Source organism: Rhizobium sp. YTU87027 (assembly GCF_050644135.1).
GTDB lineage: Bacteria > Pseudomonadota > Alphaproteobacteria > Rhizobiales > Rhizobiaceae > Rhizobium.
Map to the genome: position 1 here is coordinate 3,329,292 of NZ_CP098440.1, position 15,588 is coordinate 3,344,879.

Consider the following 15,588-nt stretch of genomic DNA (forward strand, 5'->3'; position numbering starts at 1 on the left):
GTCACTGTCCCGCGAAATGCTTGAGCGCGTAGGCCTCCACCTCCTCCGGGATCTCCCTGAGCTGCGTCAGGCCGGCCAGGTGCGCCATCGAGCGCACCTGCTGGCGCAGGCTCTTGCGCAGACCGTCCTTCTGCCACCAACCTGATGGAGCGGTCACGGGGTCGGTGTAGAGCCCCTCCAGACGGATCGCCAGAGCCTCGCCCTCCGGCTGGGAGGTGAAGCCGTTGAGGATCTGCAGGATGCCATAGGCGCCGGGCGACAGGCCCGCCTCGACATGGGCGGCATCTTCGGCGGTGATGTCCTTCGCCAGTTCCTCCGCAGCCTTGAGCTTCTCCGACCAGGAGAGCTGCGCGCTTTCGAGCTTTTCCAAGAGCTGGCGCAGCCGTTCGGAGAATTTGCCATATTGGTGCGGGCTATCGTCGATCCGCTCGGTGACGGTCTTGCGCAGCTCCGTCGTCTTGCGGATCGCTGCCGTCATCAGGTCTTCCTCGGTCTTGCCCTCAGGATCGAAATCCCCCCAGAACTCCGGATCGGTGATATGGCGCAGCTTGACGGTGACGCTAAGGCCCGTTGCCTCCAGATGCTTTTCCAGCATCTCGCGGATCTTCTCGCTGTAGTTCATCTGGTCGAAGGCCTGGCGCTTTTCGAAGTGCTGGGTGCCATAGAGCAGGAAGTTAGCGACCCACTTTAGGTCGGCGGTGAACTCCAGAACGCTCGGGTCCGGGCTCAGCGTCTCATAGAGCGCGATGAAGCTGCGGGCCTTCGCCTTGAAGTCGAACCATTTGTCCTCGGTGCCGAGCAGCTTCACGAAGGTATCGTATTCGGCCTTCAACGCGTCCTTGTCGCTCGCCTTGCGTTTCAGCGGCTTCATCAGCGCGGTGACGGCAGAATGCGCAGCCCGCAGCTGATTGCGCAGATCGTCCAGGTCGCGCATGGCGTTCCTCACGTCATCGGCGCGATAGGAGGATAGCGCCTCCTCAAGATGGCCGGAGACACCGATGTAATCAACGATCAGCCCGTTGCGCTTCCTGGCGTCAGAAACGCGGTTAGTTCGGGCGATCGCTTGCAGTAGGCCGTGTTCCTTGAGCGGCTTGTCGAGATACATGACACTTTCGATCGGGCAGTCGAAGCCGGTCAAGAGCTTGTCGCAGACGATCAGGAACTGCGGATCATCGCCCTTGCGACCGAATGCCTTCTTGGCCAGCTTTTCCGCCTCGGCATCCAGATAATGCGCCTTGAGCTCAGTGCGGATCGCCTGTTTGTGGGCATCCTCGCTCGGCTTGCCGTCTTCCTGGTTCATCGAATAGACGCAAGCCGACATGGCATCGGCGCGGGCGAGCGCCTCGGCAGGCTCCATGCCCTCTGCCTCAAGATCCTCGGCAATGACCTTGGTCAGTGCCTGCTTGTAGAGGATCACCGCCTCACGATCGATGGCGACGATCTGCGCCTTGAACCCATCTGGTCGGGCATACTGCTTGAAATGCGTCCAGATATCGTAGGCGATCAGTTCGATGCGGCGCGGATGCTTGACCAGATCCTCGATCTGAACCCCGCGCTTCTTGATCTCGTTCAGCTTGTCGTCGTCCAGCTCAGCAAACCAGGTGTCGAACAGGATGTCGATCTTCGCCTCGTCGATATGCCAGTCGGTCTTGCGACCGGTATAGTAGATCGGCACGGTCGCGCCATCGGCCACGGCGTCGTCGATGCCGTATTTGTCGAGATAGCCTTCTCCCAGCACACCAAAATTCTCGTAGGTGTTCTTGTCATCCTTCTTCACCGGCGTGCCCGTAAAGCCGAAGAAGCGGGCATGGGGCAGCGTGGCGCGCAGATAGGCGCCGAGATCCTTTTCCTGGGTGCGGTGGGCCTCGTCCACCATCACGATCCAGTTTTCGGAATTGGCAATCGCCTCCTTCGAACCCTGGAACTTAAAGATGGTGGAAAGCGCCGTATGCCCGTCTTTGCCGCTGCGGATCAGAGCGTGCAGGTCCTTAATGCTGTCGATCGCCGTCGGGTTCGGCAGGCCGCACGCGACAAAGGTGCCGCTGATCTGGGAATGCAGGTCGACGCGGTCGGTCAGCACCAGAATGTTCGGATTGGTTAGCGCCTCGGACTGGATTGTCCGGTGCGTCTTCAGCTTCAGCGCGGCAAACACCATGGTCAACGATTTTCCGCTGCCCTGGGTGTGCCAGATCAGCCCCTGGCGATGCTTGCCCTCGATGACGCGGTCGACGATGCGGTTGACGGCGCGGAACTGCTGGTAGCGGCAGATCTTCTTGATCGTGCCGGTCTCTGTCTTTTCGAACACGACATAATGCGCGATCAGGTCGAGGAGACGGCTCGGCTCCAGCAGGGACCAGAGACCCTTAGCGAGCGTGTCGGGAAAATCGGCCTCCCGTTTCGGCCAGGGGTCGCGCCACTCAGCAAAGTATTTGGAGCCCGAGCCGCTCGCGCCATAGAGCACCAGCGCGCCGTCGGTCACGATGTTGAACACATTTGAGAAGAACAGGCGCGGAATGTCCTGCTCATATTGCTTGATCTGCTCGAAAGCCTCGCCAGTCTTATCTTTGACGTTCAGCGGGCTTTTCGCTTCGATCACCACCAGCGGAATGCCGTTGACATAGACCACGACATCCGGCCTGCGCGTGTTCTCCGCCTTCACGCGCAGCTGATGCGTCACCGAGAACTGGTTGTTGCGGGGCTCCAGCAAATCGATCACCCGCAGCGTCTGGCGCGTCTCCTGGCCAGTCACCTTGCGAGCATAATCGCCGCGCAGCACCTTCAGCCAGGCCTCGTTGTCGCTGATCACAGCCAGCTCGCCATAGGCTGCCTCGGCCGAGGCGCGGTCGATCCCGTTGATGCGCATCAGCGCGTCGATCAGATGAGGGCGAAACAGAACCTGGTTCTCGCCCTCGCGCAAGGCTGCATGGTCTGCCGGCGCCACGAAGCGATAGCCAATGGCCTTCAGGTGCTCGATCGTCGGGCGCTCGGCAAAATGCCATTCGGGACCGTGGCTCATGGGGCGCTTACTCCGCAGCCATGGGCAGGGCGTCGGTGACGCGCTTGCGGCCGGTGAGCACGTCGGACATCAGGGCGGATTTGCAGTCCTCAAGGCGCGATAAAGTCTTCTCGTTTCTGTGTAGCGCCTCATCCAGCGACCTGAGGGTGGAAGTCAAGCGCAACTGAACCTCTCTGGGAGCCACAGGTATAGGTAGCGCACGAACATCTCCTACTCGCAGATGGCCGACAGTAGAACCGCCAGCCCGCCGGAACATCTCCTGTTTTACTGATCCTGACTGGAGCGCATACAACAGGAAATCGGAGCTCACACGAGATGGATCCGGCCGCATGAACATCATCCGCTGCCCCAGACAAAACGCCATTGCAGGGGCCATGCAGACCTCGCCATATGGAGCCTCTCGCGTGAAAAGAATATCCCCTGCTCTAGGCACTCCCTTCGCCGTCCATTCTTGAAAGCTGTGCTTGTCAGTGAATTGAAGCCCATCATATCGGAAGCGGCCGTTACGAACATTTGGCGTTCGAACAACTGCGTAACCATTTTCGGTCACCGGAGGAGTGCGATTTTTGCAGTCAATGATGCTCTCGCAAATGCTTGAAGCAGGTTCTACCGACCATCCTTTGAAGGTGTCATCCGTAGTTGACCGCCCGACAGCCCGATGTTCTGGGAAGGACGTCGAAAGGATCTCTGAGCGGACCTTTCTCGTCTGCTCGATTACCGCCCGCGTTGCCGCAATGGCCTCATCGACGCTGGACAGGATTTCGGCGATGCGGCGCTGCTCTTGGAGTGGAGGGAGAGGCAGTGTCAGTTTCGACAGATCGCCCCGATTGATAGCATCGAACGTGCTTCCCTGAGATACCGAATGCAACTGCGGCGCGGAGAAGTGTAAGGCGTGCCAGAGAAACGAAGTGTCAACTTTCCGTGCTCTAATTGCCCCGAGCCCTCGTCCGATGACACATCGAAAAGGTGCAACGTTCAGTTCGCCCACGGGCGCCCGGACGCTTATTAGAATATCTCCTTCTTCGGCCAATCGTGGGCCATTTAACGCCCATCTCCGCGGGATGGGATAACGCTCACCGAACTCGCCGTTTCCTTGAAAAAAAGGCAGACCAATCCCTTGCTCGTTCGTTTCGGATGAGTTCGGGGACTGGCCTAGCGATAAGTCCGCCACATCACTTAAGGAAACTGCACGCCACCCCTCTGGCATCTCACGCGACATAGCCAAGCTCCCGCAGAAAGCCCATTATCCGCGCTTCCGCCGCATCCCGCTCGGCCTGAAGCTCGACCAGCTTTTCCACTTCCGCAGCGACATTCACTTCCGCTGCCTCTCCACCTAGGTGAATATAGCGAGTGATGTTGAGGTTGAAGTCGTTCGCCGCGATCTCGCTCACCGGCACCACCCGCGCCAGCCGCTCGGCATCAACAAAGTCACCATAGGCCTTTGTCAGCGCTGCGACATTAGCTTCCGACAGATGGTTCTGTGCCTTGCCCTCGACCAAATGCTCCGCGCCATTGACGATCAGGATCTGGCCCTTGCGCGCTGCCGGCTTCTGCTTGCGCAGGATCAGGATACAGGCCGGAATGCCCGCGCCATAAAACAGGTTGGGCGCCAGGCCGATGACGGCCTCGATAAGATCATCTTTGATCAGCCCTTCGCGGATCTTGCCTTCCGCGCCGCCGCGAAACAGCACACCATGCGGCAGCACTACGCCGCAGACGCCGTCTTCCTTCAGGCTTGCCACCATATGCTGCACGAAGGCGAGATCGCCATAGGATTTCGGCGGGCAGCCATAGCGGTCGCGGCCATAGGCATCACCCTTCGACCAGACATCATGGCCCCAGCTTTTCAGCGAAAAGGGCGGATTGGCCAGCACCCGGTCAAAGGTGCGGATGGCCTTCACATTGTCGCCCATCAGATGCTTCGGCTCCAGCAGCGTATCGCCGCGCGCCACCTGCGCATCGTCGATATCATGCAAGAAGAGGTTCATCTGGCAGATGGCCCAGGTGTTGAGGTTCCGCTCCTGGCCGAACAGCGAAAGGCTTTTCGGGTTCTTGCCCTGCCGCTCTAGATGATGCACCGCCTCCAGGAGCATACCGCCCGAGCCGCAGGTGGGGTCATAGATCGACATGCCTTCTTCCGGCTTCAGGCACTCGACGATCAGCCGCACGACCATTTTCGGCGTATAGAACTCGCCACCCTTCTTGCCGGCATCATCGGCAAACTGCGCGATCAGATATTCATAGGCCTGGCCCAGCACATCCGGCTCAACATCGGAATTGCGCAGCCGATAAGTCTCGAAATGCTGCAGCAGCTTTTCCAGCATGGCATCCGGAAAGCGCTCCTTGTTGTTGAAATCGACATCCTGAAAGACGCCGCGCAGCTTCATGTTCGCGTCTTCAATGGCGCGGAAGGCAGCGTTCAGATGGGTGCCGATATCGGTCGTGTGCTTACGCAAATCCTTCCAAAAATGGCCCTTGGGAATATCAAATCGATGCTCGTCCGGATCAGCGGCGAGATCCGCATCGTGATAGCGCGCTAGCCGCTCCTCATATTCCTCCTCCCAGACATCCGAGAGGCGCTTGAAGAACAGAAGCCCGAAAATGTAGTGCTTGTAGTCGCCGGAATCGATCGATCCGCGCAGGATATCCGCCGCCCGCCAGAGATGGTTCTCCAGCTGCGACAAGGTCAGAGTCGTCACTTTATGCAATCCCCGTCATGATTTGCGACCGATCCTATCAGATCGGTGTGCGCTGGCAATTTACCTAGACAACGCCGCACAGGCGAATAGAACTTGTCTGCAATCTATGAGCTTACTCGGAGTCGATTTTGAGCGACATTAAGCTGTTTCATTTCAATGGCGCCCAGGTGACCGAGCTTGCCGGTGCGGCCGTCCAGGTCGAAAAGTCGCTTCAGAAACTATTCGAAGCAAATCTGGAAGCACTGCTTGGGATCCGATTTCTCGCCAGTGAACATTCCACCGGTGCTGTGCATGGCGGCAGAATTGATACTCTCGGTCTGGACGAGGACAATTCGCCGGTCATCATCGAATACAAGCGCTCGGTGAACGAGAACGTCATCAACCAGGGGCTCTTTTATCTCGACTGGCTGCTCGATCACCGGAAGGAGTTCCAATGGTTGGTGATGGAACGCCTCGGGCCAGAGGCTGGCAAGGCGGTGGATTGGACCTCGCCACGGCTGCTCTGCATAGCCGGCGATTTCACTCGATATGACGAGCATGCGGTCAAGCAGATAGCCCGAAACATCGAGCTTATCCGCTATCGCCGCTTCGGCGAGGACCTTTTAATGATCGAGCTCGTCCACGCACCAAAGGCAGCACGGGTTGGTGCCACTAAGACGTCGGCCGAATCGAGACCCGTTAACAGTGCGGATCAACCAGCCGAGGTTGGCCAGGATAACGATCCCTATCTCAGCCAACGGATGAGTTACCGGCTCTCTCAGTCATCGCCGGATCTGCGCGACATCTACGACGCGGTCTACCAGTTCCTCATCGGCCTTGGGGACGACGTCCAGGTCAAGGAGCTCAAGCTCTACACCGCGTTTAAGAGGCTGAAGAATTTCGTGTGCATGGAGATCTATCCACAGGCGCGCACGGTGACACTTTTCCTCAAGTTGAACCCCGGGGAGCAGGACCTTGAGGATGGCTTTACGCGCGATGTTCGTAATGTCGGGCATTTCGGCACTGGTGATCTGCAGGTGACGCTCAAATCGATGGCGGATTTCGAGAAAGCGCAGCCCCTCCTGCGACAGGCTTACGAAGGGGGATGAGCGTGTCCGCCAGCTTTACCTCAATAGTCGGCTTCGATTCGGCCTGGACCGACAATCCAAGAACTCCTGGAGCAATCTGTGTCATCCGCCTAGAATCCGATGGCGCTCATTTACATCTCGCGCCACGGCCTGCCTCGTTTGCGGAGGCTCTGGACGTCATCCGGGGCGAGGGCCAGCATGCTCAGAAGTGCCTCGTGGCACTGGATCAGCCTACAATCGTCCCAAACCTCACAGGCTCGCGCCCGGTCGATAAAGTAGCCGGCTCGCTGATTTCCTGGATCGGAGGCGGCGTTCAGCCTGCCAGTCGATCGAAGAAGGGCATGTTCGATGACGCCGCACCAATTTGGCGCTTTAAGCAGGTTTTGGGAGCGATAGAAGATCCGGAGTTGGCACGAACTGCATCGAGCGGCCTCTTTCTGTTCGAGGTCTTTCCTGCGCTGGCACTGGCGACTCTTGAGAGCGCGTTCTGTTCGCGACTTGGGGCCCCGAAATACAACCCCGTCAACCGGAAGCGCTTCAAAATCGGCGACTGGCAGGCCGTCGCTGAAGTCGTCAGATGTTTTGGCGCGCTCAATTCGCTGCGGCACCTGGACGAATGGTGTTCAGTGGTAGCGAACTCCGAGGCACCGAGAAAGGCAGACCAGGACAAGGTCGACGCGGTCATCTGTGGGCTGATCGGACTACATTGGCTTGTCGCTCCACGCGAACAGTCGGTAATGATCGGCGACCTCGAGAGTGGCTACATGATTGCGCCAGCAACACGAGGCATCCATAGCCGGCTGATCGCTGCAGCCACTCAACGCAACGTATCAATTAGATAGAGCTTGCAACCAGAAATTTGACCCGAACGACAGCCGAGGCGGAGATGAAGGAAGAAGTGAATCTGATCAAACCGTCGAGCATCCGCTATATCAAGCTGGGGCGCGGCGGCGTATTTGCAAGCGATGGCATCGACAAAGGGCGCCTCAACTTCGGATATCATTCGATCGATCACAAGTTATGCCTCGCAAACGATTGGGGTGGGGTCGCGGCACAACTGGGTTCGAGCCGGAAGTCGCAAGGTGCGCTAGCCAACGGCGTTCGCGAGCTTCGTGATTTCTATACCCTTGATGACAATTGTCTTTGGGTCACATTCGCGGATAAGCATCTCTACTGGGCCTTTGCCGAACCCAAGGTCCATTTCGTGTCGACAGTTCCAGATGCGCCGAGCCGCTATCGCCAAACGATCGATGGTTGGAAGAAAACTGACATCCGGCTCAATCCACTGAGGATGAGCGCGCTAAGCTCCCGTCTAACGCAACTTGCCGCCTACCGGGCGACTATATGTTCCGTCAAGGACGAGGACTACCTGCTGCGGCAGATCAACTGCCGACCCGACCCTCTCATCGTGGAGGCGCGCCAGGCGCAGGAGAGACTTTTCGACTCGGCAGAGAGACTTATCAAAGGGCTTCATTGGTCGGACTTTGAAATTCTCGCCGATCTCATATTTGCCCGCTCCGGTTGGATCAGGAGCACACAGGTTGGGGAGGGACTCGCTGACATTGATATGATCCTTGAACAGACGACAATCCGTGAGCGTGCATTCGTGCAGGTCAAGTCTCGTGCGAGCCAATCGGTTCTGGACGACTACAGATTGAGATTTGTAGAGAGCGGATGCGACAGGTTCTTTTTTGTCTGCCATTCTCCAAAGGGCAATCTATCACTCACCGGGCCGAACGAGCATCTTTTCACGGGGAGAACCTTAGCCGTGACTGCGGTGCAAAACGGGCTCTTCCAATGGCTGATTGAACGCTCGGGCTAAGGGGTTAGCGATCACGGCACGCGCGCGGCGCGCCCCGGTTGCGGGATGTGCCCCTCATTCTGTCGCTATGTAGCCCACCGCGCCGAACAAGCGCCGACCAGACCGCGGAGAGGTGGCAGAGTGGTCGAATGCACCGCACTCGAAATGCGGCATACCTGCAAGGGTATCGTGGGTTCAAATCCCACCCTCTCCGCCATAAATCGCCTGTCCGCCAGGTTCTTCCGCACCCGTCGACGCCAGCCTCTAAGAATTCGACCGGCGCTTTTCGAAGAAGGCCGCAATGCCGGCCTGCGCCTCTTCCGTCTCCCAACTGTCCGCTAGTTGAGTAATCACGCTGTCAATGATCTCGTCCGTGATAGGTGAGGCGAGAGAACGCGCGAGGGCCTTGGCGCGCGCTGCAGCTTGTGGCGAGGCCGCGATGAATTCGTCGATTTCCTTGTCGACCGCGCGATCGAGATCGGCGGACACAACAACGGAAGCGACAAGACCGATCGACTTGGCGCAGGCAGCATCAAACGTTCGCCCTGAGACGAAGAGGGATCTTGCGGCTGGGCTGCCGATCCGCGCCACGACGTAAGGGCTGATCGTTGCCGGTATCAGGCCAAGCCGGACCTCTGTCAGGCCGAAACGTGCGGCCTCCGAAGCGATAACCGTGTCACAGACGCTGATCAGCCCGACCCCACCGCCGAAAGCGTTCCCGTGGACGCTGCCAATGAGCGGCTTCGGAACCTCGTTCAATGCCTTGAACATCATCGCCAGTCGTCGCGCTTCGGCGATTCTCTCCAACCGGCTCGCCTTGAACTGGGCCCTCATCCACTCCAGATCGCCGCCGGCACAAAAGCTCTTTCCCGCCCCGGCAAGCACGATGACGCGCACACTCCTGTCCGATCCGAGAGCACTTGCGGCTTCGGTCAATTCGTCGATCATCTCGGCGGACATTGCGTTGTGCTTGTCTTCGCGGGTCAGCGTAAGCCGAGCAACACCGCGTTCGTCGATCGAAATCATCAGCGTTTCCGGCATTATCCTGCGCTCCTAAGGCTCTGGGCAAAACGCGCAGCTTCGTCGAGCTTCTCCGGCGAGAGCCCGGTTCGGTACCCCTTTCGGGAAAGGAACTGCGCGACTTCCAGCGTATCCACATTGCCCTTTGCGCCCGGTGCGTAAGGGCAGCCGCCCAATCCGCCGACCGACGCATCGAAAACCCGCAGCCCGTGCGTCAACGAAACATCGATATTGTCGAGGGCCCAGCCATCGGTATCGTGGAAGTGACCGGCAAGCATCGTCGCGGGTGCATAGGAGAGGACGGTCACCAACATCTGATCGACCTCTTCCGGTCGTCCTTTACCAATCGTATCGCCGAGGCTGATCTCGTAGCAGCCCAACGAATGCAGGCTCTCGACGACGCGCGCCGCCGCATCCGGCGAAATGGCGCCCTCGTAGGGACATTCGACGACGCAACTGACATAGCCGCGCATCGGGACGCCGCGCGCACGGCTTGCTTCGGCAACCGGCTTAAAGCGTTCGATGCTCTCGGCGATGGAACAGTTGATATTCTGTTGCGAGAAGCTCTCCGAGGCGGAAGCGAAGATCGCGACTTCGTCGGCGCCCGCGGCCATTGCAGCCTCGAACCCTTTCATATTCGGCGTCAGAACTGCATAGCGGACCCCTGGCCTGCGCTTGATACCAGCCATCACCTCGGCGGCATCGGCAAGCTGTGGCACCCACTTCGGGCTGACAAAGCTCGTCGCTTCGATCCGCTCGAAACCGCATTCCGAGATCATGTCGATCAGGGCGATCTTCGTCGCCGTCGGTATCAGGTCCTTCTCGTTCTGGAGGCCATCGCGCGGCGCCATCTCGACGATCGAGACATCCCGCGGCAGCAGTGTGGATTCTCCGGGCTGCACAATCACGTCTCCTCTACCCGGAGTGTCAGAAGCACGGCGCCTTCATCGACCTGCTGTCCTTCGCTCACCTCGACAGCCTCCACCGTCCCATCGCGGGCCGCGACAAGCGTGAGTTCCATCTTCATGGCCTCCATGACGACAAGCGCATCGCCCTTGGAGACTTCCGCCCCCGAACTCGTGCGCACGATCTTCACGAAGCCCGGCATCGGGGCGATCAGCCTGTTGCCATCCGCCACGTCAGCCGCGCTGAAATCGAGCGGGTTGCCAAGGTGAAACACATGCGTCCTGTGGTCGACGCTGACCACCAGGTGATGCGCTGCTACACTTGCCTTGACCTGGACCTGCCGGCCGTCGACCTCCGCCCTGCATCCGTCATCCTGCCGGCTGACGATCTTCACCGGAATGACCCTCCTGCCGTCGTGCACGGCAAAGAAATCGAACCCCTTGGCGGCAACCCTCAGGGTTGAATGCCCGCCTTCATAGGTCAGGGCGACAATACGCTGCATTTCACTCCACAGCTGCCAGTGCCCCAGCGTCAGCCATGGATCGCCATCCGATGATGACGCAAGCGCGCCCAACGACAGGACGGCAGCGAGAGCAACGACTGTGTCCGCTGGCGGCTCGATGGCTGTCAGCGATTGAAGATTACGATCGATCAGGCCGGTATCCGGATGGCCAGCAGTAAATTCCTCCTGCACGCTCAGTCTGGCGAGGAAGTCGAGATTGGTGGTGACGCCGACGACATGCGAGCTCTGCAAGGCCCGGGTCAGTCGCAACAGGGCAACGCTCCGGCTAGGCCCGTGTACAACCATCTTGGCGATCAGAGGATCGTAATGGGCGGAGACCGTGTCGCCGGGACGAATGCCGGCATCGATCCGCGCCGTAACGTCAGGAAAATCCAGATGCCTGATCGTTCCTGTCGCGGGCAGAAAGCCCTTGGCCGCATCCTCGGCATAAATTCGCGCTTCGAATGCCCAGCCGTAGATTTCGAGCTCTGACTGCTTCTTCGGCAGCGGCTCGCCGGCGGCAATACGCAATTGCCATTCGACGAGATCGACCCCGGTGATCGCCTCGGTGACGGCGTGCTCGACCTGAAGGCGGGTATTCATCTCCATAAAGTAGAAACGATCCGGCCAGAGGCCGTTTGACACGTCCGCGATGAACTCCACAGTGCCGGCGCCACGATAGGAGATGGCACGCGCCGCGCGCACCGCGGCATCGCCCATCGCGCGGCGCATCTCCGGCGTCATCCCTGGCGCTGGCGCCTCCTCGATCACCTTCTGATGGCGGCGCTGAAGCGAGCAATCGCGCTCGAAAAGATGAACAACGTTGCCATGCCGATCCCCGAAGATCTGAACCTCGATATGGCGCGGGCGAATGAGATAGCGCTCTATCAACACGGCGTCGTCGCCGAAAGCGGCCTTTGCCTCGCGCCGGGCGGCAGCAAGCGCTTCCGGAAAGTCCTCTTCACTATCGACACGGCGCATGCCCTTGCCGCCACCGCCGGCGCGGGCCTTGATGAGCACGGGGTAACCGATCAGGGTCGCTTGATCGGCCAGAAAGCCGTCATTTTGTTCTTCGCCATGGTAGCCGGGGACAACGGGCACGCCCGACTGATCCATCAGCGCCTTTGCCGCATCCTTTAATCCCATCGCGCGAATGGAAGATGCCTGCGGTCCGATGAAGACGATGCCGGCGGCCTCCACGGCTGCCGCAAAATCGGCGTTCTCCGAAAGAAACCCGTAGCCGGGATGAATGGCTTCGGCGCCCGTTCGTTCCGCCGCGGAAAGAATCCGTTCGATCGAGAGATAGCTTTCCTGCGCACTGGCCGATCCCAGGCGGACCGCCTCGTCCGCCATCTCGACGTGCAGCGCCCCGACATCGGCATCCGAATAGACCGCCACCGTGGCGATCCCCATGCGCCTGGCGGTTCGGATTACCCGGCAGGCTATCTCGCCACGGTTTGCGATGAGAATTTTCTGGAACATCGCTACCTCACATCCGGAACAGGCCGAAGCGCGTATCTGCAATCGGTGCATTCAGCGCCGCAGACAGCGAGAGACCGAGCACATCGCGGCTCTTGGCCGGGTCGATCACCCCATCGTCCCATAGGCGTGCTGACGCATAGAGCGGATGGCTCTGCCGTTCGAAGAGATCGAGCACCGGCTGCTTAAAACTGCTCTCCTCCTCCGGCGTCCAAGGGGTGCCGGCGCGAGAGAGCGCTTCTCCCCGCACAGTCGCAAGGACACCCGCCGCCTGCTCTCCGCCCATGACCGAGATGCGGCTGTTCGGCCACGTCCAGAGAAAGCGCGGCGAGAAGGCGCGACCTGCCATGCCGTAATTGCCCGCGCCGAAAGAGCCGCCAACCAGCATCGTTACCTTCGGCACGCCGGTCGTCGCGACCGCGGTCACGAGCTTGGCGCCGTTCTTCGCGATGCCTTCGGTTTCGTATTTGCGGCCAACCATGAAGCCAGTGATATTCTGCAGAAAGACGAGCGGTATCCTGCGCTGCGAGCAGAGTTCCACGAAATGGGCGCCCTTCAGGGCCGATTCCGAAAACAGCACGCCGTTGTTGGCGACGACGCCCACCGGTATACCATGGACATGGGCGAAGCCGCAGACCAGGGTCGTCCCATAGCGTGCCTTGAATTCATCGAAACGCGAGCCATCGACAATGCGGGCAATGACTTCGCGCACGTCGTAGGGCGCGCGCAGGTCGGCCGGAACGATACCTGCTATTTCCGAGGGATCGAACAGCGGCGCCTCAACCGGCTGACGCGCGACGCCGCCGACCTTTGAGCGATTGAGATTGGCGACAACGCGCCTCGCCAGCGCGAGAGCGTGTGCATCGTCACGAGCGAGATGGTCGGCAACGCCGGAGAGCCTTGTATGCACATCGCCACCGCCGAGATCTTCCGCGGAGACGACTTCGCCGGTCGCGGCCTTGACCAGTGGAGGACCGGCAAGAAAGATCGTCCCCTGGCCTTCGACGATGATCGCCTCATCGGACATGGCAGGCACATAGGCACCGCCCGCCGTGCACGAACCCATCACCACGGCAATCTGCGGAATTCCCGCTGCCGACATATTGGCCTGATTATAAAATATCCGGCCGAAATGATCGCGATCCGGGAACACTTCGTCCTGATTCGGCAAATTCGCACCGCCGGAGTCCACCAGATAGATGCAGGGCAAATTGTTCTGGGCGGCAACTTCCTGCGCGCGCAGATGCTTCTTCACCGTCATCGGAAAATAGGTACCGCCTTTGACGGTCGCATCGTTGCAGACGATCATGCAATCGCGCCCCGAAACGCGGCCGATACCGGTAATCAGGCCAGCGCCGGGAGCCTCGTTGCCGTACATGCCGTGGGCTGCGGTCAATCCGATTTCCAGAAACGGTGTGGCCGGATCGAGCAGACCGGCGATCCGGTCGCGTGGCAGCATCTTGCCGCGGGCAACATGACGTTCACGCGCTGCAGGTCCGCCACCGTTTGCGGCACTCACAGCCGCCTCCTCGATGACATGGATTGCTTCGGCCATCGCCGCGCGATTTGTCCTGAAGCTCTCCGAATTCGTCGAAATCTGCGACTTCAAAACCGTCATTGGTCACCAGGATGGTTGTCGGATGAACGTTCGGATCAGGCCGTTTCTGCAAAGAGTTCGCGGCCGATCAGCATGCGTCTGATTTCAGAGGTTCCGGCACCGATCTCGTAGAGCTTCGCGTCACGCAGTAGCCGGCCAGCGGGATAGTCGTTCGTGTAGCCGTTGCCTCCGAGTGCCTGGATCGTCTCAAGGGCAAGAAGCGTCGCCTTCTCGGCGGCATAGAGAATGCAGCCCGCCGCATCCTTGCGTGTCGTCTCGCCGCGATCGCAGGCGGCCGCCACCGCGTAGACGTAAGCGCGCGCCGTGTTCATGGTCACGTACATGTCGGCGAGTTTACCCTGCATCAGCTGGAACTCGCCGATCGGCTGGCCGAACTGCTTTCTCTCGTGGAGATAGGGCACGACGACATCCATGCAGGCCGCCATGATGCCGATCGGCCCAGCGGAAAGGACGACACGTTCATAGTCGAGCCCAGACATCAGAACGCGAGCGCCGCCACCGAGAGTGCCAAGCACATTTGCCGCGGGTACCTCGCAGTCCTCGAAGATCAGTTCGCAGGTATTGGAGCCGCGCATGCCGAGTTTGTCGAGCTTCGGGCCGGTTGAAAAGCCTTTGAAGGTCTTCTCGATGAGGAACGCCGTGATGCCCCGCGGTCCCGCTTCCGGGTCGGTCTTGGCGTAGACCACCAGAACGTCTGCATCCGGACCGTTGGTGATCCACATCTTGTTGCCGTTGAGAACGTAACTGTCGCCTCGTTTCTCCGCCCGAAGCTTCATCGAAACGACATCAGACCCAGCGCCCGGCTCAGACATGGCGAGTGCGCCGATGTGTTCGCCCGAAATGAGCTTCGGCAAATACCGAGACTTCTGCGTTTCCGTTCCGTTGCGGCTGATCTGGTTGACGCAAAGGTTGGAATGGGCGCCGTAGCTAAGCCCAACGGAGGCCGAAGCGCGGCTGATCTCCTCCATCGCGACGCAATGGGCCAGATATCCCAAGCCGGCACCGCCATAGGCCTCCTCGGCCGTGATCCCGAGCAGCCCCATGTCACCCATCTCGCGCCAGAGCGGCATTGGGAAACTGTTGTTGCTGTCCGTCTCTGCGGCGAGCGGCGCGATGCGCTCCGTCGCGAATCGTCGAACGCTGTCGCGGAGCGCCTCGATCTCGTCCGCCAGACCAAATCTCAAACCACCGGAATACATGCCTTCCCTCCCAAGTCCGGCGCGCGACTAGCGCAGCATCCGGTATGCGTGTGTCGTGATTCTCCCGTCATTGTTCTTCACGCGCTTATCTTGTCGGCAGCTCCTCCACTGCCGGTTGGCCCGATAAATTTCGTTGAAGAACGCGAAAATGGCAAGCTTTTCCGGTCGGCCAGACATTTCTGACCGCCAGTTTGCTCCGGCGAATATTCGATAGATCTTCCGCCAGCATCTGCCCTTCCTCCCGAGATAGGCAACAACCTGAATACACACCGATCTCTGCA

11 protein-coding genes and 1 tRNA gene are annotated in these 15,588 nt (G+C 59.7%); 4 read left to right on the forward strand and 8 right to left on the reverse strand.

Going from position 1 to position 15,588, the window contains the following annotated elements:
* Position 1: 1 nt before the first annotated feature.
* Genes NBG89_RS16525 through NBG89_RS16535 form a run of 3 tightly spaced genes read right to left on the reverse strand, consistent with a single transcriptional unit; the run spans position 2 to position 5,715 of the window.
* The gene (locus NBG89_RS16525) at positions 2-3,016 is read right to left on the reverse strand and encodes a type I restriction endonuclease subunit R (RefSeq protein ID WP_431320828.1); all 3,015 of its coding nucleotides are present in this window, start codon (positions 3,014-3,016) and stop codon (positions 2-4) included.
* Positions 3,017-3,023: 7 nt separating this feature from the next.
* The gene (locus NBG89_RS16530; RefSeq protein WP_431320829.1) at positions 3,024-4,235 is read right to left on the reverse strand and encodes a restriction endonuclease subunit S; all 1,212 of its coding nucleotides are present in this window, start codon (positions 4,233-4,235) and stop codon (positions 3,024-3,026) included.
* Entirely contained in the window at positions 4,225-5,715 is a 1,491-nt protein-coding gene (locus NBG89_RS16535) for an N-6 DNA methylase (RefSeq protein ID WP_431320830.1), read from the reverse strand. The genes NBG89_RS16530 and NBG89_RS16535 overlap by 11 nt, the downstream gene beginning before the upstream one ends.
* Positions 5,716-5,843: 128 nt before the next feature.
* Here NBG89_RS16535 and NBG89_RS16540 point away from each other — a divergent pair, with 128 nt between their 5' ends.
* The 4 genes from NBG89_RS16540 (at position 5,844) to NBG89_RS16555 (ending at position 8,800) form a co-directional block, all read left to right on the forward strand.
* Positions 5,844-6,803: a DUF5655 domain-containing protein gene (locus NBG89_RS16540; RefSeq protein WP_431320831.1), complete on the forward strand. Its 960-nt coding sequence runs from the start codon at positions 5,844-5,846 to the stop codon at positions 6,801-6,803.
* A complete protein-coding gene (locus NBG89_RS16545; RefSeq protein ID WP_431320832.1) occupies positions 6,800-7,624 on the forward strand; it encodes a DUF429 domain-containing protein in 825 nt (274 codons plus the stop codon). Before NBG89_RS16540 ends, NBG89_RS16545 begins: the two co-directional genes overlap by 4 nt.
* Before the next feature lie 44 nt (positions 7,625-7,668).
* The gene (locus NBG89_RS16550; protein WP_431320833.1) at positions 7,669-8,604 is read left to right on the forward strand and encodes a restriction endonuclease; all 936 of its coding nucleotides are present in this window, start codon (positions 7,669-7,671) and stop codon (positions 8,602-8,604) included.
* A gap of 106 nt (positions 8,605-8,710) precedes the next feature.
* Positions 8,711-8,800, forward strand: a tRNA-Ser gene (locus tag NBG89_RS16555).
* Positions 8,801-8,847: 47 nt separating this feature from the next.
* On the opposite strand, the gene NBG89_RS16560 is transcribed toward NBG89_RS16555, so the two are convergent.
* The 5 genes from NBG89_RS16560 to NBG89_RS16580 are packed head-to-tail and all read right to left on the reverse strand — an operon-like array spanning position 8,848 to position 15,307.
* Positions 8,848-9,624 (reverse strand): crotonase/enoyl-CoA hydratase family protein, encoded by a 777-nt coding sequence (locus tag NBG89_RS16560; protein ID WP_431320834.1) that lies wholly within the window; start codon positions 9,622-9,624, stop codon positions 8,848-8,850.
* Positions 9,624-10,454 carry a hydroxymethylglutaryl-CoA lyase gene (locus NBG89_RS16565; RefSeq protein WP_431322719.1) on the reverse strand — a complete coding sequence of 277 codons (831 nt, stop codon included), beginning with the start codon at positions 10,452-10,454 and terminating at the stop codon, positions 9,624-9,626. The genes NBG89_RS16560 and NBG89_RS16565 overlap by 1 nt, the downstream gene beginning before the upstream one ends.
* Before the next feature lie 53 nt (positions 10,455-10,507).
* Positions 10,508-12,493, reverse strand: a complete 1,986-nt coding sequence (locus tag NBG89_RS16570) for an acetyl/propionyl/methylcrotonyl-CoA carboxylase subunit alpha (protein ID WP_431320835.1) — start codon at positions 12,491-12,493, stop codon at positions 10,508-10,510.
* Between the two features lie 7 nt (positions 12,494-12,500).
* Positions 12,501-14,108, reverse strand: coding sequence for a carboxyl transferase domain-containing protein (locus tag NBG89_RS16575; RefSeq protein WP_431320836.1), 1,608 nt, complete (start codon positions 14,106-14,108; stop codon positions 12,501-12,503).
* Between the two features lie 35 nt (positions 14,109-14,143).
* Positions 14,144-15,307, reverse strand: a complete 1,164-nt coding sequence (locus NBG89_RS16580) for an isovaleryl-CoA dehydrogenase (RefSeq protein WP_431320837.1) — start codon at positions 15,305-15,307, stop codon at positions 14,144-14,146.
* Between the last annotated feature and the right edge of the window lie 281 nt (positions 15,308-15,588).